At 74.0% G+C, this 22,790-nt stretch carries 16 protein-coding genes; 5 read left to right on the forward strand and 11 right to left on the reverse strand.

The window, feature by feature from the left end; genetic code table 11:
• Positions 1-2,101 (forward strand): copper-translocating P-type ATPase (locus E0D90_RS08630; protein WP_130797237.1); only part of this gene is annotated, 2,101 nt, incomplete at its 5' end.
• An 899-nt stretch (positions 2,102-3,000) separates the two neighbouring features.
• On the opposite strand, the gene E0D90_RS08635 is transcribed toward E0D90_RS08630, so the two are convergent.
• The 8 genes from E0D90_RS08635 to aspS all read right to left on the reverse strand — a co-directional run bounded on the left by E0D90_RS08635 (position 3,001) and on the right by aspS (position 11,703).
• The gene (locus tag E0D90_RS08635; protein ID WP_130797238.1) at positions 3,001-4,758 is read right to left on the reverse strand and encodes an ABC-F family ATP-binding cassette domain-containing protein; all 1,758 of its coding nucleotides are present in this window, start codon (positions 4,756-4,758) and stop codon (positions 3,001-3,003) included.
• A gap of 380 nt (positions 4,759-5,138) precedes the next feature.
• A complete protein-coding gene (locus tag E0D90_RS27715; protein ID WP_227870084.1) occupies positions 5,139-6,236 on the reverse strand; it encodes a methyltransferase domain-containing protein in 1,098 nt (365 codons plus the stop codon).
• Positions 6,233-7,225: an MvdC/MvdD family ATP grasp protein gene (locus tag E0D90_RS27720; protein ID WP_227870085.1), complete on the reverse strand. Its 993-nt coding sequence runs from the start codon at positions 7,223-7,225 to the stop codon at positions 6,233-6,235. Before E0D90_RS27720 ends, E0D90_RS27715 begins: the two co-directional genes overlap by 4 nt.
• A 5-nt stretch (positions 7,226-7,230) precedes the next feature.
• The gene (locus tag E0D90_RS08645; RefSeq protein WP_130797239.1) at positions 7,231-7,521 is read right to left on the reverse strand and encodes a hypothetical protein; all 291 of its coding nucleotides are present in this window, start codon (positions 7,519-7,521) and stop codon (positions 7,231-7,233) included.
• A 159-nt stretch (positions 7,522-7,680) separates the two neighbouring features.
• Entirely contained in the window at positions 7,681-7,866 is a 186-nt protein-coding gene (locus tag E0D90_RS08650; protein WP_130797240.1) for a hypothetical protein, read from the reverse strand.
• A 256-nt stretch (positions 7,867-8,122) separates the two neighbouring features.
• A complete protein-coding gene (locus E0D90_RS08655; RefSeq protein ID WP_130797241.1) occupies positions 8,123-8,326 on the reverse strand; it encodes a hypothetical protein in 204 nt (67 codons plus the stop codon).
• Positions 8,327-8,444: 118 nt separating this feature from the next.
• Positions 8,445-9,617, reverse strand: coding sequence for a helix-turn-helix domain-containing protein (locus E0D90_RS08660; protein WP_130797242.1), 1,173 nt, complete (start codon positions 9,615-9,617; stop codon positions 8,445-8,447).
• A gap of 310 nt (positions 9,618-9,927) precedes the next feature.
• Complete coding sequence (gene aspS / locus E0D90_RS08665) at positions 9,928-11,703, reverse strand: aspartate--tRNA ligase (protein ID WP_130797243.1); 1,776 nt, start codon at positions 11,701-11,703, stop codon at positions 9,928-9,930.
• 172 nt (positions 11,704-11,875) lie between these two features.
• Here aspS and E0D90_RS08670 point away from each other — a divergent pair, with 172 nt between their 5' ends.
• Complete coding sequence (locus E0D90_RS08670; protein ID WP_130797244.1) at positions 11,876-13,939, forward strand: ATP-binding SpoIIE family protein phosphatase; 2,064 nt, start codon at positions 11,876-11,878, stop codon at positions 13,937-13,939.
• A 57-nt stretch (positions 13,940-13,996) separates the two neighbouring features.
• On the opposite strand, the gene E0D90_RS08675 is transcribed toward E0D90_RS08670, so the two are convergent.
• Positions 13,997-14,896, reverse strand: coding sequence for a helix-turn-helix domain-containing protein (locus tag E0D90_RS08675; protein WP_157996840.1), 900 nt, complete (start codon positions 14,894-14,896; stop codon positions 13,997-13,999).
• 685 nt (positions 14,897-15,581) lie between these two features.
• Here E0D90_RS08675 and E0D90_RS08680 point away from each other — a divergent pair.
• From E0D90_RS08680 to E0D90_RS27345, 3 genes are all read left to right on the forward strand, one after another.
• On the forward strand, positions 15,582-17,705 hold the full coding sequence (locus E0D90_RS08680) for an ATP-binding protein (RefSeq protein WP_174856167.1): 2,124 nt from the start codon (positions 15,582-15,584) through the stop codon (positions 17,703-17,705).
• Between the two features lie 134 nt (positions 17,706-17,839).
• Entirely contained in the window at positions 17,840-19,405 is a 1,566-nt protein-coding gene (locus E0D90_RS27130) for an RICIN domain-containing protein (protein ID WP_170214944.1), read from the forward strand.
• A gap of 95 nt (positions 19,406-19,500) precedes the next feature.
• The gene (locus tag E0D90_RS27345) at positions 19,501-20,967 is read left to right on the forward strand and encodes an RICIN domain-containing protein (RefSeq protein WP_174856168.1); all 1,467 of its coding nucleotides are present in this window, start codon (positions 19,501-19,503) and stop codon (positions 20,965-20,967) included.
• An 88-nt stretch (positions 20,968-21,055) separates the two neighbouring features.
• On the opposite strand, the gene E0D90_RS08705 is transcribed toward E0D90_RS27345, so the two are convergent.
• The gene (locus E0D90_RS08705; RefSeq protein WP_130797247.1) at positions 21,056-21,616 is read right to left on the reverse strand and encodes a dienelactone hydrolase family protein; all 561 of its coding nucleotides are present in this window, start codon (positions 21,614-21,616) and stop codon (positions 21,056-21,058) included.
• Positions 21,617-21,679: 63 nt separating this feature from the next.
• A complete protein-coding gene (locus tag E0D90_RS08710; RefSeq protein ID WP_130797248.1) occupies positions 21,680-22,741 on the reverse strand; it encodes a type VII secretion system-associated protein in 1,062 nt (353 codons plus the stop codon).
• Positions 22,742-22,790 lie beyond the last annotated feature (49 nt).

Here is a 22,790-nt window from a genome sequence, read left to right on the forward strand (position 1 = left end):
GGCCCCACCCGCCCGCGACCGGACCGACGGCGCGACGGGCGGCGCCCACGACCACGGCGCGGCGGACGGCTCCGGCCCGGACTCCCTGGCCGGGCTGCGCCACCGCACCCTGGTCACCTGGGCGCTGGCCCTGCCGGTGATCGTTCTGGCGATGGTCCCGGCCTGGCAGTTCACCTACTGGCAGTGGCTGTCGCTGACCCTCGCCGCGCCGGCCGTCGTCTGGGGCGGCTGGCAGTTCCACCGCGCCGCGTGGACCAACGCCCGGCACGGCGCCGCCACCATGGACACCCTGATCTCGGTGGGCACCACCGCCGCCACGCTCTGGTCGCTGTGGGCGCTCTTCTTCGGGACCGCGGGTGAGCCGGGCATGACCCACGGGTTCGAGCTGACCGTCGCCCGGACCGACGGCACCGCCAACATCTACCTGGAGGTCGCCGCCGGCGTCATCGCCTTCATCCTCACCGGCCGCTATGTGGAGGCCCGTTCCAAGCGGAAGGCCGGGGCCGCGCTCCGCGCCCTGCTCGAACTCGGGGCCCGGGACGTCGCCGTGATCCGCGACGGACGTGAGATCCGCGTTCCGGTCGGGGAGTTGGCGGTCGGTGACCGGTTCGTGGTGCGTCCCGGCGAGACCGTCGCCACCGACGGCCGGGTCGTCAGCGGGACGTCCGCCGTCGACGCCTCGATGCTGACCGGTGAGGCCGTCCCGGTCGAGGTGGGGACGGGGGACGCCGTCACCGGCGCCACCGTCAATACCTCCGGCCGGCTGCTGGTCGAGGCGACCCGGGTCGGCTCCGACACCCAACTGGCGCGGATGGCCAAGCTGGTGGAGGACGCGCAGTCCGGGAAGGCCGCCGTGCAGCGGCTCGCCGACCGGGTCTCCGCCGTCTTCGTCCCGGCCGTCATCGCGGTCGCCGTCGGCGCCTTCGGTTTCTGGCTCGGCAACGGGGCCTCCCTGGACGCCGCCTTCACCGCCGCCGTCGCCGTGCTGATCATCGCCTGCCCGTGCGCACTCGGCCTGGCCACCCCGACCGCCCTGATGGTCGGGACCGGCCGCGGGGCGCAGCTGGGCATCCTGATCAAGGGCCCGGAGGTCCTGGAGGACACCCGCCGGGTCGACACCGTCGTCCTCGACAAGACCGGCACCGTCACCACCGGCCGGATGACCCTGGTCGGCGTCACCACGCTGGAGGGCACCGGTAGCGGGAGCACTCCTGGTGACGGGCGGGCCGCGGCCGAGGCGGAGGCGCTGCGGCTGGCGGGAGCGCTGGAGCACGCCTCCGAGCACCCGATCGCCCGCGCCATCGCCGCCGGTGCGGTCGAACGGGTCGGTGAACCGCTGCCGGAGGCGGAGGAGTTCGCCAACCTCGCCGGGCTCGGGGTGCGCGGCGTCGTCGACGGCCGGGCCGTACTGGTCGGCCGCGCACGGCTGTTCGCCGAGCAGGCAGTCGACACCCCCCAGCAGCTGACGGACGCGGTGGACGCGGCCCAGCGCCGCGGTTCGACCGCCGTCCTCGTCGGCTGGGACGGCACTGCCCGCGCCGTCCTCGAAGTCGCCGACGCCGTCAAGGAGTCCAGCGCCGAGGCGGTCCGCCGGCTGCGGGAGCTGGGGCTCACCCCGGTCCTGCTGACCGGGGACAACCGGGCCGTGGCCGAGACGGTCGCCGCCGAGGTGGGCATCGACCAGGTCTTCGCCGAGGTCATGCCGGAGGACAAGGTCGCCGTGGTGCGGCGGCTCCAGGACGAGGGCCGCACGGTCGCCATGGTCGGTGACGGCGTCAACGACGCCGCCGCGCTGGCCACCGCCGATCTGGGCCTGGCGATGGGCACCGGCACCGACGCCGCCATCGAGGCCGGGGACCTCACCCTGGTCCGTGGCGATCTGCGTGCCGCCGCCGACGCGATCCGGCTGTCACGGAAGACGCTGTTCACCATCAAGACCAACCTGGTCTGGGCGTTCGGCTACAACACCGCCGCGATCCCGCTGGCCGCCGCCGGGCTCCTCAATCCGATGATCGCCGGCGCGGCGATGGCCTTCTCCTCCGTCTCGGTCGTGCTCAACAGCCTCAGGCTGCGCGCCTTCCGCGCCGCGGACCGGGGCTGACGTCCACAGCGGCGTCCGGGGCGAGGTCCAGGGCGGCGTCCGGGGCGAGGTCCGGGGCGAGATCGGCGCGGCCAGCACCGGGGCGGGGGTGCCGATCCCCGGGGGCTCGAAGTAGCCGGGCACCCGCAGCCAGACCCGCTCGTCCCGGACGTCCCTGGCGGAGAACCGCACCGGCCGGTACTCGGCGGCCTCGATGCCCGGGCAGTCGTGGCGGACCACGGCCTGGTGCAGCACGTCGGAGACGGCCAGCGCCAGCACCGCGCGGGGCGCCGAGGTCAGCATCCGCCGCAGGTAGGGCAATTCGGTCATCCGGAACGCGGCGTCGAGGTCAGGGCCGGACCAGCCCCGCGCGTCCCGGCGGGCCTCCCCGGCGTGCAGGGCCACCCGCATCCTCAACTCCGATACCGTGCCACGGTGTTCGCGCGCGTACGTCCGCAGGTCGGAGTCGAGTGCGCTGACGAACAGACCCACCAGCCGTGGCTCGGGGATGTCGCCGGGCAGTACCAGCAGGATGCCGTCGCCCCGGTCCTCCATTGTCAGGGGCTCCATCACCGAAGCCTCCAGGGCGCGTTCGGTGACCCGGTACATGTGGCGGCGCAGGCCGGGCGGGAGCGGGTTGGCGCGCTGTCCGGAACGGACGAGGTCGAGCACCACGATCAGACAGTGCGTGGGTGCGGCTTCCACGAGGTTTCCCCTCTTCTGAAGGCCCTGGCGTCTGTCGCGCCCGATACCGACCGGAACCTTGGGATGAGGAATACCGGAGCGAATCGCCCCGTACCACGTCGGATGACGCACTTCAGCAGGATCGCCCGGCCACGGTGGACGGCTGTCCCAGCGCGACCGACGCGGCCGCGCGCCGGAGTGGTGCCCCGACGCGCGGCGCACCACGCCCGGGAGCGTCAGTTCGCGGCGCGTTCACCCGCGTCCGGCTCCCCGCCCGCCTGGACTCCGCCCCCGGCCTCCGGGGCGTCGTGTCTGCCGTCCGCGGCGGCTCGCGCACCCCCGGAGGCGGCCAGCAGCTCCCGCACCTCCTCCGCGCTGGTCTCCACCAGCTCCTCACCGACCAGCAGCCAGCGGGTGACGCCCACCGACTCCAGGAAGGCGAGGTCGTGGCCGGCGATCAGCAGCGCGCCCTCGTAGGACTCCAGCGCGCTCGCCAGTTGCCGCACGCTCGCCACGTCCAGGTTGTTGGTCGGCTCGTCCAGCAGCAGCAGTTGCGGGGCGGGTGCCGCCAGCATCGTGGCCGCCAGCGCCGCGCGGAACCGTTCCCCGCCGGAGAGGGTGCCGGCCGGCTGGGCCGCCCGCGCGCCCCGGAAGAGGAACCGGGCGAGCTGGGAGCGGATCTCGTTCTCGCTGATGCCCGGCGCCATCCGGGCGACGTTCTCCGCGATGCTCAACTCTTCGTCGAGCACGTCCAGTCGCTGCGGCAGGAACCGCCAGGGGACCCGCACCCGCGCCTGTCCTCCGGCCGGCTCGAGCTCCCCGGTCAGCGTCCGCAGCAGCGTGGTCTTGCCCGCGCCGTTCCGGCCGACCAGGGCGATCCGCTCCGGCCCGTGCATCTGGAAGGTGCCCTCCCGCAGCCGTCCGTGGGCCAGCCTCAGGCCCTCCGCCGTCAGCACGGTGCGGCCCGCCGGCACGGCGGTGTGCGGCAGGCTGACCTTGATCTCGGCGTCGTTGCGCACGGCGTCGGCCGCGTCCTCGCGGCGCTCGCGCGCCTCGTCGAGCCGGTCCTCGTGCAGGCCGCGCAGCTTGCCCGCGGACTCCTGGGCGGCCCGCTTGCGGGCCCCGGCGACGATGCGGGGCGCCCGGCGCTCCACGTCCATCTTCCTGCTGTTGCGCTCGCGCCGCGCGATCTTGATCCGGGACTCCTCCAACTCCCGCTTCTGCCGCTTCACATCGGCGTCGGCGGCGCGCAGCAGCCGCTCGGCCGTCTCCTGCTGGGCGGCGACGGCCTCCTCGTAGGCGGACCAGCCGCCGCCGTACCAGGTCACCGAGCCGGAGCGCAGCTCCGCGATGCGGTCGACGCGTTCCAGCAGCTCACGGTCGTGGCTGACCACGATCAGGACGCCCGAGCGCCAGGAGTCCACCGCCTCGTAGAGGCGCCGCCGGGCGAAGAGGTCGAGGTTGTTGGTCGGTTCGTCCAGCAGCAGCACGTCGGGCCTGGCCAGCAGCAGCGCGGCCAGGCGCAGCAGGACCGTCTCACCGCCGGACATCTCGCCGACGGACCGGTCCAGCCCGATGTGACCGAGCCCGAGCGAACCGAGCGTCGCCCGGGCGCGTTCCTCGACGTCCCAGTCGTCGCCGACGGTCTCGAAGTGCCGCACGTCGACGTCGCCGCTCTCGATGGCGCGCAGCGCCGCCCGCCGCTGGGCGATGCCCAGCGCCTCGTCGACGCACAGGGCGGTGTCGAGGGTGACGTTCTGCGGCAGGTAGGCCAGGGAGCCGGTGACGGTGACGGAGCCGCCGGCCGGGGTCAGCTCGCCCGCCAGCAGCCTGAGCAGGGTCGACTTCCCGGTGCCGTTGGCGCCCACCAGGCCGTTGCGGCCTCGGCCGACGGTCAGGGAGAGGCCGTCGAGGACGGTGGTGCCGTCCGGCCAGCGGTAGGTCAGCGCGGAGCAGGTCACGGCGGTGCCGGAGGGGGGAGTGGTGTGTGCCATGGGATCTCGCAGTCACGGAAGCGGTGGTCGGGGGGCTTCGTGTGCGAGCACCACGCGGCGACCGGCCGGCATGCGGCGAGGGGTGCGGGAGAGGTCCGGACGGCTGCCGGGAGGCGGGGCCGGGACGGCACGGGCACCGAGGTCGCATCGACGCGGCGGTCACGGGCGGGCGGCCGAGGACGGCCTGCTCCGGCGTGACGCGGGCGTACGGCCGACAGCCGTACCGCGCGATGATCGCGAACCTCAGATGCGCAACGTCCACCTCTATCGGAGACGACAAGGACCTCTCGACTGTACCGCGCTCCTCCGGCGGACGCGCGGTCTTTCCTGAGCGCGACGCGGCCCCCGCGCGTCGGCGCACGGGCTGTCGCTCCGGCCGCTCACAGCGGCCACGCCGGGCCGGCCGGGGTGTCCAGCCACACGCGCTGTGCGCCGTCGGGAGACACCGTGAGGCCGTACCGGTCGTGCGTCGGCCGGCCCCCGCCCTGGTATGCGATGTAGGCCCGCTCCAGCTCCGACCAGAGCGCGCGAGGGCCGGCCTGTCGTGCCATGCCGTCAGCGTCGAGCTCGGCGACCGACTCCGCTCCGTCCCAGCACCGGGCGCCGGCGGGTACTCCGCCGGTGAGCTCGTCGTACGACCACATCAGCCCCGGGACCGCGACCCCCGCGAGGAACCGATACCGGGTGTCGGCCAGCGCGGCGGCGGGGAGGACCGACCGGCGGGGCGCCACGCCGCCGAGCAGTGACAGGTCGCCCACCGGGACGCCTGACCCCGGGCCGGATCGCATGGCCATGAAGGACGCCGGGCCGAGGAACTCGCCCGTCGCGCCGCGCTCCGAGGGGTGCACGCGTGCGAGACCGCCGGCGATCGGGGCCACGATCATGCCGCCGGGGGCGAGCTGGTCGAGCCACGCGGTGGGCACGCGATCGGCGCGGCACGTCGCGATGATGCGGTCGTAGCGTGCGCCGGGGGTGCCGACGGCGCCGTCACCTGTGATGACGCGAGGGTGGTAACCGGCGGCCGCCAGGCGCTCCCGGGCGGGGCCGGTGATCTCTTCCGAGACGTCGATGCTGGTCACGCGTTCGTCGCCGAGGCGGTGCGCCAGGAGAGCCGCGTTGTACCCAGTGCCGGTGCCGATCTCCAGCACGCGGGAGTCATCGGCCACCAGGAGGGCGCGCAGCATCCGGGCCATGAGGCTCGGCTGTGTGCTGCTGGAGGTGGCGCCACCGTCGGTCAGGTGCGTGACCAGGGAGGTGTCCGTGTAGACGGAGGTCAGCCATTCCTCGCGGGTGCCGGGGTCGTCGACCGAGACCCGACTCCGGCCCGTCCCGTAGTGGACCGGCACGAGGGTGTGCCGAGGCACCCGCTCGAACGCGGCCAGCCACGCCGAGTCATGTGCGAGCTCGGCGGACAGTTCAGCGGCCAGCTTGGTGCGGAGCAGCGCGGCGCGCTGCTCCAGGTCGTCTTCGTCGGTCACGATGGCGTGCCTGTCTGTAGAAGGTCGGCGAGTGCTTGGGTGATCGGTTCGCGGGTCTGCGGTATCCAGGCCCACTGACCGCACGAGTTGACGTCGATCAGGTAGTGCGTGCCGTCGGCGTCCACGATGAAGTCGAGCGTCGCGAAGATCAGCCCGAGGTCGTGCAGCATGTCGAGCGTCCGCTCGGCGATGTGGGGCGGGAGCTCGGTGCGGCTGTACGCCAGGTGGCGGGAGTCGGCCCGCCAGTCGAGCAGGCCGGCGCCGGGTGGCGCGTGGATCGCGGCGGTGAACAACTGTTCGCCGACGACGGTTACCCGTAGCTCGACGCGCTTGTCCGTGACCTCGCGCTGGAACAGGTGCGGCGCCAGGCTGATACGTGGATCCGACCACTGGGCGCGGGGGACGCGCCGGGCGAACATCTGCCCCCGGGTACCCGCCTCCTTGTGGACGATGCTCCCCATCACCTTCGTGATGATGCGGCCGCCGACCCGCTCGCCGAACTCGGCGACGGCGGCGGGGTCCGTGGTGATCAGGGTCTCGGGCACGTCCAGGCCGGCCGCGCGCGCAGCGGCGAGCTCCCGCGGCTTCGTGCAGTCCGCTATCGCCGATGGGTGGTTGACCCATATGGCCGGAATGCTGCCGAGTACTCCGCCGAGGCCGCGCCGGGTCTGCGACGTGGCGAACTCCCGCTCGGGGGCGGTCATCCCCTCGGCGTAGCTGAAATCCCGGGGCTTGCGCCACCACACGGCGCGCACTTCTCCGAGGTCCGCGCCCCGTCCGTCGTGCTCCAACCTGCCGTCCCAGTAGCCGCCGGATCGGAGCTCAGCCGTGATGCCGCCGAGGGCTGGGAACGCAGCCAGGTCGGTGCGCCAGAACGGGACGCCACGCGTGTTGAGCTCGCGCAACACTTGATCAGCGGTGGGGTCCATTGCGGTCGTGAGGACGAGCACGCGCGGTGCTGCCGCGCCGCGCGTGCCCGCGTTCATCATCGATGTCACTTGACGTCGTCGGACTCGTCGTGGTCCACAGCAATGGCCGAGTTGCCGTCGCTCTCGGTGTTGCTGCTGGTGACTCCGAGCTCCGGGCAATCCACGATGAGCCGGCCGTCGACCATGGACAGCTGCGTGTCCGGGCAGAGCGTGGCGACAGCCAGGCGCGCCGGGTCGTACGGCTTCGCTCCGGTGACGGCATCCAGGCCGTACGGCCGCGAAGACAGCGGGCCGGCGGGGGTGTGGTCGGCGTCGAGCGACGCGGAGACGGGGAGGTGATCGAGGGCAAGGGGCATGACGGGGTCCTCTCGGTAGGTGGGTGGGGACCGCCACAGCCGGTGGACCGTCCGCTGGGACTCCGGCCGTGGCGGGGCGGGTACCCGCCCGGGACGAGGGGGTACGGCGGGGGAGCCGTGTGACGGTCACCTCGGCCGGGACGGGGGATCGGGTGCTGTCTACTGGGACAGCGGGGTGAGGCCGTGCTGCCGCATGTGCGGCAAGCAGGCGTAGGTGACCCAGCCGGGGACGTACCCGCCCTCGTGCGCGGTCACGGCGCACAAGTCGTCGGCGGGGCAGTCGGCGCCGTCCTCGGCGCACCGGTACGGGATCAGCATGGCGACCGCCGCGACCACGTTGCCCACCGGCGCGGCGCGTCCGCGAGCACCGGAGGGACCACGATGGCGCGCACCCCCACCACCGGCGCGGCGTGGAGAAGACCGACGCGCCAGGCGCGGCCGCCTAGCTGCACACAGGTGTGCGTGCGTTGCGCGTGAAGAACGCGTTGCGGCCGGCCATCGACGATGACGACGTCTCCGACGTGCACCGCGTCTGCCTGCACGATCAGAGGGCTGACGACAGGGGGCAGGTGCCGGCACGCCGGGCGCCGGCGCCGGGCCCTCAGCCGTGCGAGCACGGGCACGCGCACGGCTCGTACGTCACGCCGGGCGAAGTGTCGCGCTCGACGTCGGGGCTGGTGGCGTCGGGGCACTTCGCGTGCTCGCCGATGTGGCAGGCCGGGGACCGATAGACGCCGCTACTGGCGTCGACGATCCCCTGCCGGCGGTCGATCTGCGCGGGCGTCCGCACATCCATCATGATCACACCCCGAGTTCATTGGGTCGCTTTCAGTGACCATCGTGGAGTGTGTCACGCCAGGTGTCATTGGCAGTTTCGCCTTGTTGGTCGGCTAAGTGACAAAGCCTCAGCTCACGAGCGCGCTTCAGACGGTGAGGCTCAGTGCGGCGGCGAGCTGGCGCATTTCGTCGGTGAGGGTCCGGCGGCGGGAGATCACGGCCGTGAGCACATCGCCGGCGTACCGCTGCTGAGCGAGCCATTCGGGCGACGTGCTGTGCAGGTGCGTCAGGGTGGCCATGGCGTCGTTGGGTTGCCGCAGCTCGGCGTGAGCATGCGCCACGTCGAGCATGTGACGCCGGTGGTCGGTCGTGTCCGCGTACGGGATGCCGGCAGTCAGAGCCAGCACCCGGTCCGGTCGCCCACTGATAGCGGCGTCTTCCGCACGCTTCCGTGCCACGGTCACCGGGCCGTACGCGCGGCGCAGCGGGTCGCGGTCCATTGGTGCCTCACGGCCGGTCACCGCCGCCGCAGCAGCCGCCAGTCGCAGTGCGGTGCTGGCCTCTCCCGGCCGTGCGTTGCGGCCAGCCGCGGCCGCCGCGCGCAGCAGCAGCCACCCCCACGCCGAGACCTGCCCCGGGGTCGCTCGGCTGAGCCGTCGAGGCTCGGTATCGTCGGCCCACCGCAGCGCCTCGGCCTCGGCGTCGGCCAGGCGCCCGCGGCGCAGCAGCAGCCAACACCGCGTGTTCACGGCGGCCGCCGCCTGCGGACCGTCCGCAGCGTGGTCGATCGCGATACCGAGCGCACGGTCCGCACCGTCGAACTGGCGGTGCTGCACCAGCGCGGAGCCGACTGCCTGCATGATCTCGGCGATGAGTGGGCGGCCGTCGTGCGGGTCGTCGGCGGCGACGTGCCGGGCGTCGCGGAGCACGGTCGGCACCACCGCCGCGAACTCGGTGTACCGGCGGGCTCGCTGGAGGTCGATCGCGGCGCGTACCGCGCGTGCGGTGCCGTCGGCGTCCGGGGCGTCGTCCAGCGCGGGCAGGGGTGCGGAGATGGCGCGCACGACCGGCGCCCACATCTCGGCGGTGTCGACGGCAGGGACCCACTCCCGCTCCGTTTCCAGCAACGCGGTGGTAGGGATGCCGAGGGCTGAGGCGAGCTTGCGGGCGGTGGCAGCGCGAGTGTCCACGACCGCGCCCTGTTCGAGCTTGCGTACAAGGCTCAGGGACACCCCGGAGGCGCGGGCGAGCTCGGACTGTGTCAGCCCAGCAAGTTGACGGGCGTGGCGGATGCGGTCTCCGAGAGTGTCAGCGTGCACGGGCAGACTCCCTGACTCGGTGCGGGCTCCATCAGTCGCACCGTACCCGTTCTGGGGCGGGGCCAATGTGGGGCGGACCGCTCGGAGTTCGCCCCACAGTTGTGCGCTCCCCGCTCATTGCCCGGTTGAGCCCGGACGCAACGAAACCGGCCCCGCCAGCCCCGGATCATGGGGGCGGGCGGGGCCGGTCGCAGTACGGGCGGAGGCGCTCGATCGACCACATCGTGGTCGTCAGCCCCGGCGACACCTCGGTCCCCCCGCCCCCTTGAACCCAAGCAGGCGGGGCCGTGACAGGGGAGGAAGGGGCGGCCTAGCCCGCCTGCTCCGGCTTCGCCGAGGGGCGCAGCGCGAGGTGCAGTTCCTTGAGCCGGGCCTCCTCGACGGTCGAGGGCGCGCCCATCAGCAGGTCCTGCGCGTTGCCGTTGAGCGGGAAGGCGATGGTCTCGCGGATGTTCGGCTCGTCGGCCAGCAGCATCACGATGCGGTCCACGCCCGGGGCGATGCCGCCGTGGGGCGGGGCGCCGAACTTGAAGGCGCGCAGCATGCCGCCGAACTCGCGCTCCACGTCGTCCTTGGAGTAGCCCGCGATCTCGAAGGCGCGGTACATGATCTCCGGCTCGTGGTTCCGGATCGCGCCGGAGGACAGCTCGACACCGTTGCAGACGATGTCGTACTGCCAGGCGAGGATGTCCAGCGGGTCCTTGGAGTTCAGTGCCTCCAGGCCGCCCTGCGGCATGGAGAACGGGTTGTGCGAGAACTCGATCTTCCCGGTGTCCTCGTCCTTCTCGAACATCGGGAAGTCCACGATCCAGCAGAACCGGAAGACGTTCTCCTCGAAGTTCCCGGTGCGGCGCGCGGCCTCGACCCGGACCGCGCCCATGATCTTGGAGACCTCGTCGTAGGCGCCGGCGCCGAAGAAGATCGCGGTGCCGGGCTCGGCGCCGAGGCGCTCGGTCAGCGCGGTGACGTTCTCCGCGGTGAGGAACTTCGCGATCGGGCCGGTCAGCGCGTTGTCGTCACCGACCCGCACCCACGCCAGGCCCTTCGCGCCCTGCTCGACGGCGAACTCGCCCATCTGGTCGAAGAACTTGCGCGGCTGGCCGGCGGTGTCCGGCACGGCGAGTGCGCGGACGTGCTTGCCCGCGAACGCCTTGAACTCCGAACCGTCGAACACGTCGGTGACGTCGACCAGTTCGAGCTGGGCCCGCAGATCGGGCTTGTCCGAGCCGTACTTCTCCATCGCCTCGCGGAAGGGGATGCGCGGGAACGGGGAGGTGACGTGCCGGCCCTGGCCGAACTGCTCGAACAGCTCCGTCATCACCTTCTCGATGACGACGAAGACGTCCTCCTGCTCGACGAAGCTCATCTCGACGTCGAGCTGGTAGAACTCGCCCGGCGAGCGGTCGGCGCGGGCGTCCTCGTCGCGGAAGCACGGTGCGATCTGGAAGTAGCGGTCGAAGCCCGCGATCATCAGCAGCTGCTTGAACTGCTGCGGCGCCTGCGGCAGCGCGTAGAACCGCCCGGCGTGCAGCCGGGAGGGGACCAGGAAGTCGCGGGCGCCCTCGGGGGAGGTGGCCGACAGGATGGGAGTCGCCATCTCGTTGAAGCCCTGCGCGACCATCTTCTCGCGGATCGCCGCGATGACGGCCGAGCGCAGCAGGATGTTGCGGTGCATCCGCTCGCGGCGCAGGTCCAGGAAGCGGTACTCCAGGCGCCGCTCCTCGTTGACGCCGTCCTCGGCGTTGATGGTGAACGGGATCTGCTCGGCACCGCCGAGGACCTCCACCGCGGAGACCTCGACCTCGATCTCGCCGGTCGGCAGCTCCGGGTTGACGTTGTCGGCGCCGCGCGCGACGACGCCGCCGTCCACGCGGATCACCGACTCCTTCGACAGCGAGGAGAGCTGGTCGTTCGCCTCGGTACCGGGCCGGACCACCAGCTGGGTGATGCCGTAGTGGTCGCGGACGTCGATGAAGAGGATGCCGCCCAGGTTCCGGCGATTGTGCAGCCAGCCCGACAGCCGGACATCGCTGCCGATGTCCGCGGAGCGCAGTTCGCCGCAGGTGTGGGAACGGTACGGATGCATCGCTCAATCCAAGTCGTCCGAGGAGCCAGGTCACAGGACCCGCGACGGGCGCCGGGACCACGGGCACCAAGGCGACAGCGGCCACAGCAGCGACAGCCGGGGGCCCCTCAGACTACCGCCCCGGCCTAGTCCCTCTCGCTGTCCCCCAAGACTTCAGCATAATGTGGGACAAATGCGCACTGAGGATGTGCTGGCCGCGGCAGGGACCGGACTCTGGCGCTGGGACCACGCGACTGGTCTGGTCACGCTCGACGCCACCGCCGCCGGACTCTTCGGGCTGCCGTCGCGCCAGACCACCATCGGCGAGTCCATGCTGCGGGCCCGCGTCCACGTCGAGGACTACATCGAGCTGTACCGGGTGGCGACCCTCATCGCCGTCGAGGAGCGCATCGGGGAGAGCCGCCTGCGGGTCATGGACTCCGGCGGCGCCGCGCTGCGGACGCTGCGCGCACGGATGCGGGCCTACGGTGACGGCGACGACTTCGTGGTCGCCGGCACCCTGATGGAGGTGCCGCCCCAGACCCATGTCAGCGCGCCGCTCGGCCGGGACTGGCGGCTCTCCCGCGAGGCGTTCCTGCTCGACGCCGGCCGTGCTCTGGCCGAGGCCCGCACCACCGGAGAGGTGCTGCGGGTCGCCGCCGGGCTCGCCCTCCCCGGGTTCTCCCCGGACGGCCTCGTCGTCTTCGGGGTCGACGGCAAAGACCTGACCGTCGTCGGCCACCACGGCTACGCCGTCTCCACCACGGTCGAGCGCCGCCGCGCGGGCCGTGCCTTCGGGCAGTCCATCGACAGCCCCTACCCGGCCGCGGAGGCCATCCGCAACGGCCGCGCCGTCTACCTGCCCAGCCGGGAGGAGTACGCGCGGCGCTTCCCGGAGGCGTGGACCTACGTCGAGGAGTTCGGCCGGCAGGCGTGGGCCTATCTGCCGCTCGTCGTCGGCGGACGCACCATCGGCGCCTGGATGGCGGCCTTCCCGGAGCCCGTCAGCTTCAGCCCGGACGAACGCTCCGTCCTCACCACCGTCGCCCGGATGCTCGCCCAGGCGCTGGCCCGCACCCATGTCTTCGAGACCGAACGCGAACTGTCCGCCGACCTCCAGCACACCATGGCGCCCGCCGCCAACCCGCGCATCCCCGGCGCCCAGCTCGTCGCCCGCTACGTCCCGACCGGTGGCGGCCTCCAGATCGGCGGCGACTGGTACGACGTGATCCCGCTGCCCTCCGGACGCGTCGGCCTGGTCATCGGCGACGTCCAGGGCCACGACGTGCGGGCCGCCGCGATCATGGCGCAGCTTCGGATCGCGCTGCGTGCCTACGCCGCGGAGGGGCACCGGCCCGAAACCGTCCTCGCGCGGGCGTCCCGCTTCCTGGCGGGGGTGCCGGTCAGCAGCGACGAGCGGTTCGCCACCTGTCTGTACCTGGAGGCCGACCCCCGCACCGGCACCCTCGACATCGCCCGTGCCGGTCACCCCGAGCCGGTGGTCCTGCCCGCCGACGGCACGCCCGTCCAGCGCGCGACCGTCGGCGGCCCGCCGCTGGGCATCGTCCCCGACTGGGTGTACCCGACGACCCGGCTCACCCTCCAGCACGACGAGACGCTGGTGATGTTCACCGACGGCCTGCTGGAGACCGGCGGCCACAACCTCGACACCGGCTGGGAACGGCTGCGCGACGCGCTGACCGCTGAGGCCGGCGAGGATCTCGACAAGCTCGCCGACAGCCTGATCGAGGCCGTCCACGGGCCGCCCTCCCACAACACCACCGGACCCCTCACCGACCGTCGTGAGGACGACATCGCGCTGCTGCTCTTCAGCCTCCACCACCCCGCCACACCCCAGCGGCGCCTGGGCATCACCGTCCGCCAGGCCGAACCCGGCCACATCGCGGACGCCCGCCACCAGCTGGAGGAGCTGCTCCACGACTGGGCCGACCCGGACCAGGTCGACGGCGCCGTGCTGATGCTCTCCGAGGTGCTGACCAACGTCCTGGTGCACACCGACAGCGACGCCCTGCTGACGGCCGAGGTCCGGCAGGAGCCGGCCGGGCGGCTGCTGCGGGTGGAGGTCGCGGACGCCAGCGACGACCTGCCGCACCGCCGTGAGCCCGGCGAGATGGCCTCCTCCGGGCGCGGCCTGCTGCTGATGGAGAACATCGCCGACGCCTGGGGCGTCGACCCCCGGGGCGAGGGCAAGTCCACCTGGTTCGAACTCCACGAGCGGGTCCCGATCCCGGGCTGACGCCGTGGTGTGCGGGATCGGGGAACCGGCCGCGGGATCGGGGAACGGCTGAGGCGGTCAGTCGCCGTCGCGGGCGCGCCGCCGGAACTCGCTGGGAGAGCAGCCGACATGGCGGCGGAAGGCCCGCGCGAAGTTCTCGGCGCTGGGGAACCCGCAGAGCCGCCCGACCTGGGAGACCGGCCGGTCGTCGGCCGCGAGGAGCCGCCGCGCGGTGTCGACGCGCAGCCTCGCCACGTACTGCAACGGCGTCAGGCCGGTGGAGGCGGCGAAGCGCCGCACGAAGTGATAGCGGCTCAGTGCCGCCTCGGCCGCCAGTTCGTCGAGAGTGACCGCGGACGCCAGATTGTCCCTCATGTACCCGGTGACGGCGTCCAGTTGCGACGGGTCGAGCCCGCCGCGCGGCGCGGGTGAATGCGAGCGCGACGGCCGCAGCAGGTGCGCGGCCAGGTAGTGCGCCGCGGTCGTCGCGTACCGGTCGTCGGCGCCCGCGTCGCGCGCGTCGAGCAACGACGCCACCATGGACGACAGATGCGGGTCGAAGGAACGGAGGGTGGGGAGGACGGGCAGCGCTCCCGCGGCCTCGCCCCGGGACCCCGCGACGTGCGCCAGCGTCTGCGTGGACAGCTCGACCGCTGCCAGTTCGGTCGCCGGGTGCTGCTCCGCGCCGCGGCTGAACCGGAGGAGCTGGCCCGGCACGCCCCGGCAGATCTCGCCGGGCACCAGGGTCGACCGCTGGGTGACGGGGCCGCTTCCCTGGACCTGGCAGTGGCCGCGCAGCGGCGTGACCAGGCAGAGCCACTGTGGCGGCACCCGGTACACCAGCGGCCGGCGGTCGTCGGGCAGGGGCAGGGTGCGCACTCTCAGCCAGCGCCAGTCGTCCGGTGCCGCGCCGGGGGCGTCCGGTGGCGGCGCGGGGGTGTGGCGTGGCCTGCGGCGGTCGGTGTCGACCTCGCTCACGGGACGGGACACCTCCGGGCAGTGGTCGGCCGTGACCGTGGCGGCGGTGCACCGACGGAGGGCCGGCGCGGCGCGCTGTCGCGCCGGGGCCCTCACCCACGGAACTCGGACCGGACGGTTGCCGATCAGCGGGAAAGCGGGGGGTATGTGTGCGCTTGCCATGGTAGGCAGCCATCCGGCGCGGCCACGTGCCCGGTCGGGCGGGCGGACCGTCCGATCCGGGCCCGAACCGGGCTGACGGAGCGATGGGCGGGCAGTGACGGGCCGGTTGCGGCGTGAAACCATCCGGCCGGTTCATCGGCAACTTCGGCCGTATAGCGAGCAATCCCGGTCAAGTGCCGTACATCTTCACCCCGTACGGTGTGGGTGCGAACCCTGTGCCGGTGATCGGTTCCGACGCACGGGGCAGGAGAGGCAGCGGCACGTCGGAGAGGACGAACCCGAGGTCCTGGTAGTTGATTTCCGGCCCCTGGGGGCCGGGTGGGGGACGGGCGCGGCGCCGAGGCCACGCCCCGACGTGAGCGGCCGCCGACGGCGCCAGGCCGACCCACGGAGCCGGACGGTGCCCGCCGCCTGCCGGCTCGACGAACTCCCGGCACGGCGGTGCGACGGTGCGGCGGCGCCCACGGCGACCACCGACCGCGGCAGGCTCACGGGTTCCGGACACGGGAACGAAGGGGAGCGGGTGCGAAGCGACCACGTGCGGTACGGGCTGCTGGGCCCGGTCCAGGCGACACGCGACGGCGCGGTGCTCGATCTCGGCCCCCGGCAACGACGGGCACTGCTGGCCCGGTTACTGCTGGCCGACAGCCGACCGGTGCCGGTGCGCGACCTGTGCGCCGACCTGTGGCCCGGCCGGCCGCCCACCGGCGCGGCCTCCTCGGTCCGCGCCCATGTCAGCCGGTTGCGCGCCACGCTCGACCCGGGCCGCCCGGGCCGGGAGACCACCGTCCTCACCAGCGAACCGACCGGCTACCGGCTGGCGTTCGCCACCCGCGACCTCGACGTGAAGTGCTTCGAGGAGAGCGTCGCCTTCGCCCGTGCGGCGCTGGCGCGCGGCGACCTCGACGGCGCGCGCGGTGGCGCCGAAGGCGCGCTGCGCCTGTGCCGTGGCCGGCCACTCGCCGAACTCGACGACTACCTCTTCGCGCAGGTGGAGACCGAGCGGCTGGTCTCGCTGCGCCAGGACGCCGCCGAACTGCGCGCCATGGTGCTGCTCCGCCAGGGCGACCTGGACGAGGCGCTGACCGCCGCCGAACGGCTCATCGCCGAGGCGCCGTTGCGGGAGGCGTCGTGGGCGCTGACGGTGCGTGCGCTGTACCGCTCCGGCCGCTCGGTGGAGGCGCTGCGCTGCTTCGAGCGGTTCCAGCGGACGCTCAAGGAGGAGCTGGGCCTGGACCCCAGCCCCGCGATGCGGGAGCTGCACACCGCCGTCCTGCGGCACAGCGCCGACCTGCTCGACGGGCCCGCCGGCGGGCCCGTCGAACTCGGATCGGCGGCGCCGGGCCCGGCGGCCCCGCGCGCGGACGCCACCGGCGCCGGACCCTTCGCACCCGACCGTTCGGCTCGGCCCGATGCCCGTTCGCTGCCCGCTCCCGGCAGTGCCGCCCGCCTCGCCCCGGTGCCGCTGCACGAGCTGCCGCTGGTCGGCCGCGAGCACGAGATCGCCGCGCTGGACGAGACGCTGACGGCGGCGGCCTCCGGGCGGAGCCGCTGGACGATCGTCTCCGGCGCGCCCGGCTCCGGACGGTCACGGCTGCTCGCGGAGGCCGCCGCCCGCGCCACCGCCGCCGGGTTCACCGTCGTCCGGTCCGGCGGGCCGGGCGCCTACGGCGACAGCGCCGACCCCGCCGCCCGGCTGCTGGACCAGCTGCCGGGCACGCGCGGCGAGAGGCCGCAGGCCGGTACGGGGGCCGACGCCGGACCGGCCGGGCCGGGGCCGTCAGGCGCACCGGACGCGGTGACGGCGCTGCTCGCCGCGCTGCGCGGCGCCGCCGCCACGGCACCGGTGCTCTGCCTCGTCGACGACCTCGACGAGGCGCCCGCGGCCTTCGCCGGTCTGCTGCGCCAGGTCGCGGGGTTGCTGCCGGAGCTGCCGGTCGCCGTCGTCGTGGCGGTTCGTGACGTCGCACCGGGCGTCACCGGCGGCCTGCTGGCGGACCTCGCGCGCCGGGGCGCGGTGTGGCTGGAGCCGGAGCCGCTGACCCGGGACCAGGTCGCGCTGCTGACCACCGCCCGCGACGGCGCCGGGCCGCCCGACCAGGCGGGGGCCCTGCACGAGCGCACCGGCGGCAACCCGTTCGTCCTGGCGCAGTTCCTCGCCCTGCCGCCCGAGCGACGGATCGGGCCGAGGGCCCGGGTGCCCGCCGCCGTGCGCGGCGTCGTCGAGGCGCGGCTGGCGCGGCTGGACCAGGACACCCGGGCCATGCTCGACCGCGCTGCGCTCGACGGCCCCGCCGTCGACATCGACCTGCTCGCCCGGGTGTGCGCCACGACCCCCGACGAGCTGCTGGCCCGGGTCGAGGCGGCGCTGCGTGAGGGGGTGCTGGTCTGGGAGCCCGAACCGGACGGGCTCACCGGCCGCTACCTCTTCCCCGAGCTGTCCCGCGAGGTGGTGCGGGTCGCGTTGACGCCCCCCGCCCGGCAGCGGCTGCACGCCGCGCTCGCCCGTGAGCTGTCCCGACGGGACGCGGGCGAGCGCGACGGGCCGGACCGTGACGGCCTGGACCGTGACCGCCTGGACCGCCACCTGCGGGCCGCGGGCCCGCTGGGCGCCGGGGCCGGACCGCCCGGGCCGGTGAGCGGCTGACCGACCACCCCACCCGGCGGGCTGTCGACGCACCCGCCACACGACTCACTCCCACGCCTCACCCCCCCCATCGCGCATAGCGCGTGACGCACACACCGCGGCCGCCGAACGTGGCGGCCGGAAGGAGACGATCCATGTCCGATCAGCACCGCGCCGAGGGCGCGCCCAGCCCCGGTGCGCGACCGTCCTCGGAGGCGGGTCCCGCTGCCGGGTCCGGTCCGTCGGAGTCGGAGTCGCTGTCGACATCGCCGGGGACGGCCGCTGGGGACGCGTCCCGCCCCGCGTCCGGTGCCTCGGAGGCGAGGTCGCGGACCGAGTCCGGCGGCCCGGACGCGGAGAGCGCGGCGGAGGTGACGCGACCGGCCGGTGAGGAAGGTAACGGCGCGCCCTCCGGCGCGGTGGAGAGCGACTTCTCCGAGGATCTGTCCGTGCCGGCGGGCGAGGGTGACGGTCCGGCGACGGCGCTGGGCAAGCCGTCGCGTCCGTCCGCGGCCCGGCCGGAGGCCACGGCGACCTCGGAGGTGACACCGGACGCGGCCGCCGTGCCCGAGCCGGAGGCGGAGGCGTCGTCGTCCCACGCCACGGGTGCCGAGAACGGTGCCGCGGCCGCCGGGGCAGGTGCCGCTGCGGCGGGAGCCGGTGCTGGAGCCGGTGCTGGAGCCGGTGCTGGTGCCGCGTCCGGTGGGCGGCTGGCCCGCTGGCTGCGTGGCTCGCGCGCGGACGGCGGTCCCGAGGGCGGCGCCGGTGGTGGCGCCGGGGGCCACGCCATGGCCGCCGCGGGCGCGACGCCGCCGCCCGGCGGGCGCGGCCCGGCGGACGCCGAGGCGGCCGGTGACGGTCGTCCCAACAAGCCGATCCTGGCGGGCGCCGCGCTGGCGGGTGCGCTGCTGATCGCCACACCGCTGCTCTTCCTGGCGCTGGATCAGTCGGAGGACGACACGGAGACGGTGACCGCGCTCGCCGCCGAGGCGCTGCTGAAGGACGAGAGCGACCAGCCGGCCGAGTTCGTCGCCGAGCCGCCCACCGTCCCCGAACCGGAGCCCGAGGAGGAGGAAGAGGAGGAGCCGGAGCCCGATCCCGAACCGGCACCGGCCGTCGTCCCCGATCCGGAGCCCGAACCGGAGCCCGAGCCCGAACCCGAACCGGAACCGGAGCCCGAGCCGACGGAGACGGAGAAGGAGAAGGCCGCCGAAGCGGCCACCGCGCGGACCAAGCAGGACACCGGGCCGCCCCTGGACCAGGTGCTCATCAAGAACGACGTCAACGGCACCTGTGTCGCCCACTCCAACGAGAGCACCGGGGGCCGCAACTACCTGCTGCGGCACCTGAACTGCAGCCAGGGCACCGAGAACATGCGGTGGAACCTGGAGCTGCGGTTCGAGAACGCCGGGCCGGGCGGCTCCCCGCTCTACACGATCCGCAACGACCGCGCCGGCTACTGCATGGACCTCCCCGGCAAGGGCCCGAAGGAGCGGGGCACCAAGGTCCACCAGGCCCGCTGCTTCCCGGACATGGAGGACAACCAGCTGTGGTGGCTGGACGAGAAGGCCCCGGGCAAGTACTTCATCCGGAACTTCGCCAGCAGCGACTTCTGCCTTGACTCCTTCGACAACAACGACCCCAACAAGGTCCTGATGATCTGGTCCTGCGACCCGATCGACAAGAACAACCACGCCTGGACGCTGGTCCGCGAGCCCTGATCGACGGCGGGCCGGGGCCCCACGTCCCGGCCCGCCCGGGCCTCGCGACGCACATCCCGCGGCTGTCGAAGGCCGCGGCCGGAAGGAGACGATCGATGTCCGATCAGCACCGCGCCGAGGGCGCGGCCAGCCCCGGTACGGGACCGGCGGGCGCGCCGGGCGCGCCGGGCGCGGAACCCGAGGCGGACACCCCCACCGAGTCGCGCTCACCGGAGACGACACCGCCGGGGGCTGTCGCCGCCGGCGGGGAGACGTCCCGTGCCGTGTCCGGGAACGCAGAGGGGCAGCCGCCCCGGAGCGCGCCGGGCGGGACGGACGGGGCGAACACCGCCGGGAACACGGCCGACAACGCCGCCGCCAACACCGCAGAGAACACCGCCGGGAACACCGCCGGGAACACCGCAGACAGCGACTTCTCCGAGCACCCGGCCGCAGACGACGGCGGTGACGGTCCGGCGGTCGCGTTGGGCAAGCCGTCCCGCCCGGCCGCCGCCCGGGCGGAGCCCGCCGCCGCACCGGAGACCGCGCCACCGGCAACGACGCCCGACGCCGACACCGGGGCGGACTCCGCCACCGGTTCCGCTGCCGCCGCGTCCGGTGGGCGGCTGTCCCGCTGGCTGCGCGGTTCGCGCGCGGACGCCGGCCCGGAGGGTGGCGCGGGTGGTGGCGCCGCAGGTCATGCGGCCGCTGCCGCCGGTTCCGTGCCGCCCGACGGCGGTGACGGCCCGGCGGACGCGGAGGGGGCCGGTGACGGCCGTCCCAACAAGCCGATCCTGGCGGGCGCGGCGCTGGCGGGTGCGCTGCTGATCGCCACGCCGTTGCTGTTCCTGGCGCTGGACCGGTCGGAGGACGACAAGGAGACGGTGACCGCGCTCGCCGCCGAGGCGCTGCTGAAGGACGAGAGCGACCAGCCCGGCGAGTTCGTCGTCGAGACCCCGGCCCCCGCACCCGAGCCAGAACCCGAGCCTGAGCCCGAACCGGAGCCCGAGCCCGAGCCCGAACCGGAACCTGAGCCCGAACCGGAACCGGAACCGGAGCCCGAGCCCGAGGAGGAGAAGGCCGAGGCGGTCGCGGACACCCGGACCCAGCAGGAGACCGGCCCACCCACGGACCGGATGCTGATCAGGAACGACCGCAACGGCACCTGCGTCGGCACTCCCGGTGCGGGCACCGGCGACCGCAACCAGGGTCTTCAGCACGTCGACTGCTCGGACGGTACCGACGACATCCGCTGGAACCTGGAGCTGCGGTTCGAGGACGCCGGCCCCGCCGGCGCGCCGCTCTACACCATCCGCAACGACCGCGGCGGTTACTGCCTGGACCTCCCCGGCAAGGGCTCCCCGGAGCGCGGCACGCTCGCCTACCAGGCGCGGTGTTTCCCCGACATGGACGACAACCAGCTGTGGTGGCTGGACGAACAGAAGCCCGGCAGCTACTACATCCGGAACTTCGCCGCTTTCGACTACTGCCTGCTGGCTTTTGACTCGGACGATTCCGACAAGCGGCTGCGGATCTGGCCGTGCGACCCACAGCACGCCTGGCGGTTCGTCAACGAGCCGTGAGCCGTGAGCGGTAGGCCGTAAGTCACGCGAGCTGAACGGCGGCGGTGCCCTGGTCGGGTGGACCCGGGCACCGCCGCCTCCGTCGGCCTCAGCCGAGGAACTCCAGCACGCGCCGCCAGGTCAACTCAGCCGCGGAGCCGTCGAATTCGTCAAGCTCCGGGTCGGTGTAGAAGTGGCCGGCGCCCGGATAGCGGAAGACCTCCAGCCGGACACCTCGCTCCCGGGCCGCCCGCTGGAGCGCCGCGACGTTCTCGGCGGGCGCGAAGTCGTCCGGATCGGCGGCGTGCAGCTGCACCCTCAGCCCAGGACGGACGGTGACCGGAAGGTCGGGCGCGGCGTGCAGGAGGAGTATCGCGGCGGCGGCGGGACGTTCGGGCAGCAGCTCGGTGACGACCCCCGTCCCCATGGAGACACCGGCCAGCACTGCCTCGTCCGGTACCGCCTCCAGGGCCAGCCGTGCCCGTTGGACGGCCGTCTCCCAGCCGACCCGCTGAAGCAGATCGAGCCCTCCCTCCACGGTGGTCGCGGTCCCACCGCCGAACAGGTCGGGCGTGACCACCTCATGGCCGGCGCCGCGCAGCCGCTCAGCGGCGAGAAGTTCGGCCCGGCGCAGGCCGAGAACCGAGTGGAACAACGCGACATGAGCCATGCCGTCATCGTGCCGCACGGCCGGGCCGGGCGGCTGTGCCCGGACCGGCGGTGGTCTCCGTGATCAGCCCGCCCGGCCGTCCGAGCCGGTCGCGGCGCCGTCCCCCTGGGCACCGTCGGCTTCGGCCCCGCTCTCGCCCGCGCCCCCGTCCTGGTCTTCCGCGTCTTCCGCGTCTTCCGGGGTGTCGGTGTCGGTGTCGGTGACGCGTGGCGCCGAGGGGCCGTCGGTGGCGGTCGCCGGGCGGGGCGCGGGGGGCAGCGCCTCATCGGCGGTGCCGCCCACGGCGCGCGGGCCGGCCGGGTAGGGCGTGTCCCATCCGGGCGCGCGGTGCTCGGGCCGTTCCTCCAGTACGCCGAGGACGGAGCGCAGAGAGTCGGTGGCGACGCGCTGGGCCACGGGGGCGGTGCTGCTGAGGAAGAGCACGTCGTGCCCGTCGGGGATGTGGTCGAGCAGGGCCGGTACGCCGGTCACCGCGAACGGGGGCAGTTCCGGGGCCTGTTCGGCGTCGGGCACGGGCAGGACGGCCACGGCCGGGGTGCCGTCGGGGGCTTCCGTCGGCGCCGGTTCGCCGTCCGGGTCGATGAACACCGCCACGACGGCGTCCGCGAGTGCGAACGGCAGCAGCTCCGGCTCGTCGTACCCGGTGGCGATGGTCCGCACCGCCGCGTCGACGCCGTCGGCGGGCGCGGGCCAGCCGAGGGTGTCCGGCGACGGCCGGTGGTCGGCGTTGGGGACCCATCCCGCGACCTCCTGGTCCTCGCCGGTGAACCAGTGGCCCGCCAGCGCCCACACGGGCGGCGGCTCGCCCTCGACCGGCGCGAAGTGACGGTCGATCGCCCACAGCAGCGAGCCGGGCGGCAGCTGTTCGGCGGCCTGCCGCTCCGCGTCCGTGGGCTCCCGGAAGTCGGGCTCTCCCGGGCGGACGGGCTCGGGCTGCGGCTCCAGGGCGCCGGGCGGCGCCGAGCAGCCGAGCGCCGCGCCGGTCTCCCCGTCCACCACGGCCACCGGGCCGACGAAGGCGTCGGCGTAGGCGTAGGCGTCGGCGTAGGCGTCGGCCTGGCCGTCGCTCCCCGCTACGGAACCGCCGTCGGCCGGGACGGGACGGGACTCGGGCTCGGTCGTCATGAGTGCTCTCCGGAACATCGGTGGGGCGGTGGGGCGGTGGGGCGGTGAG

This window comes from Streptomyces otsuchiensis (genome assembly GCF_004305975.1).
Taxonomy (GTDB): Bacteria; Actinomycetota; Actinomycetes; order Streptomycetales; family Streptomycetaceae; genus Streptomyces; species Streptomyces otsuchiensis.

Excerpts from the sequence above, each read along its gene's own strand:
- E0D90_RS08645 (WP_130797239.1), bottom strand. The coding sequence starts at position 7,521 with ATGCCCCTTGCCCTCGATCACCTCCCCGTCTCCGCGTCGCTCGACGCC.
- E0D90_RS27130 (WP_170214944.1), top strand. The coding sequence starts at position 17,840 with ATGTCCGATCAGCACCGCGCCGAGGGCGCGCCCAGCCCCGGTGCGCGA.
- E0D90_RS08635 (WP_130797238.1), bottom strand. The coding sequence starts at position 4,758 with ATGGCACACACCACTCCCCCCTCCGGCACCGCCGTGACCTGCTCCGCG.
- aspS (WP_130797243.1), bottom strand. The coding sequence starts at position 11,703 with ATGCATCCGTACCGTTCCCACACCTGCGGCGAACTGCGCTCCGCGGAC.
- E0D90_RS27720 (WP_227870085.1), bottom strand. The coding sequence starts at position 7,225 with ATGATGAACGCGGGCACGCGCGGCGCGGCAGCACCGCGCGTGCTCGTC.
- E0D90_RS08710 (WP_130797248.1), bottom strand. The coding sequence starts at position 22,741 with ATGACGACCGAGCCCGAGTCCCGTCCCGTCCCGGCCGACGGCGGTTCC.
- E0D90_RS27345 (WP_174856168.1), top strand. The coding sequence starts at position 19,501 with ATGTCCGATCAGCACCGCGCCGAGGGCGCGGCCAGCCCCGGTACGGGA.
- E0D90_RS08670 (WP_130797244.1), top strand. The coding sequence starts at position 11,876 with ATGCGCACTGAGGATGTGCTGGCCGCGGCAGGGACCGGACTCTGGCGC.
- E0D90_RS08705 (WP_130797247.1), bottom strand. The coding sequence starts at position 21,616 with ATGGCTCATGTCGCGTTGTTCCACTCGGTTCTCGGCCTGCGCCGGGCC.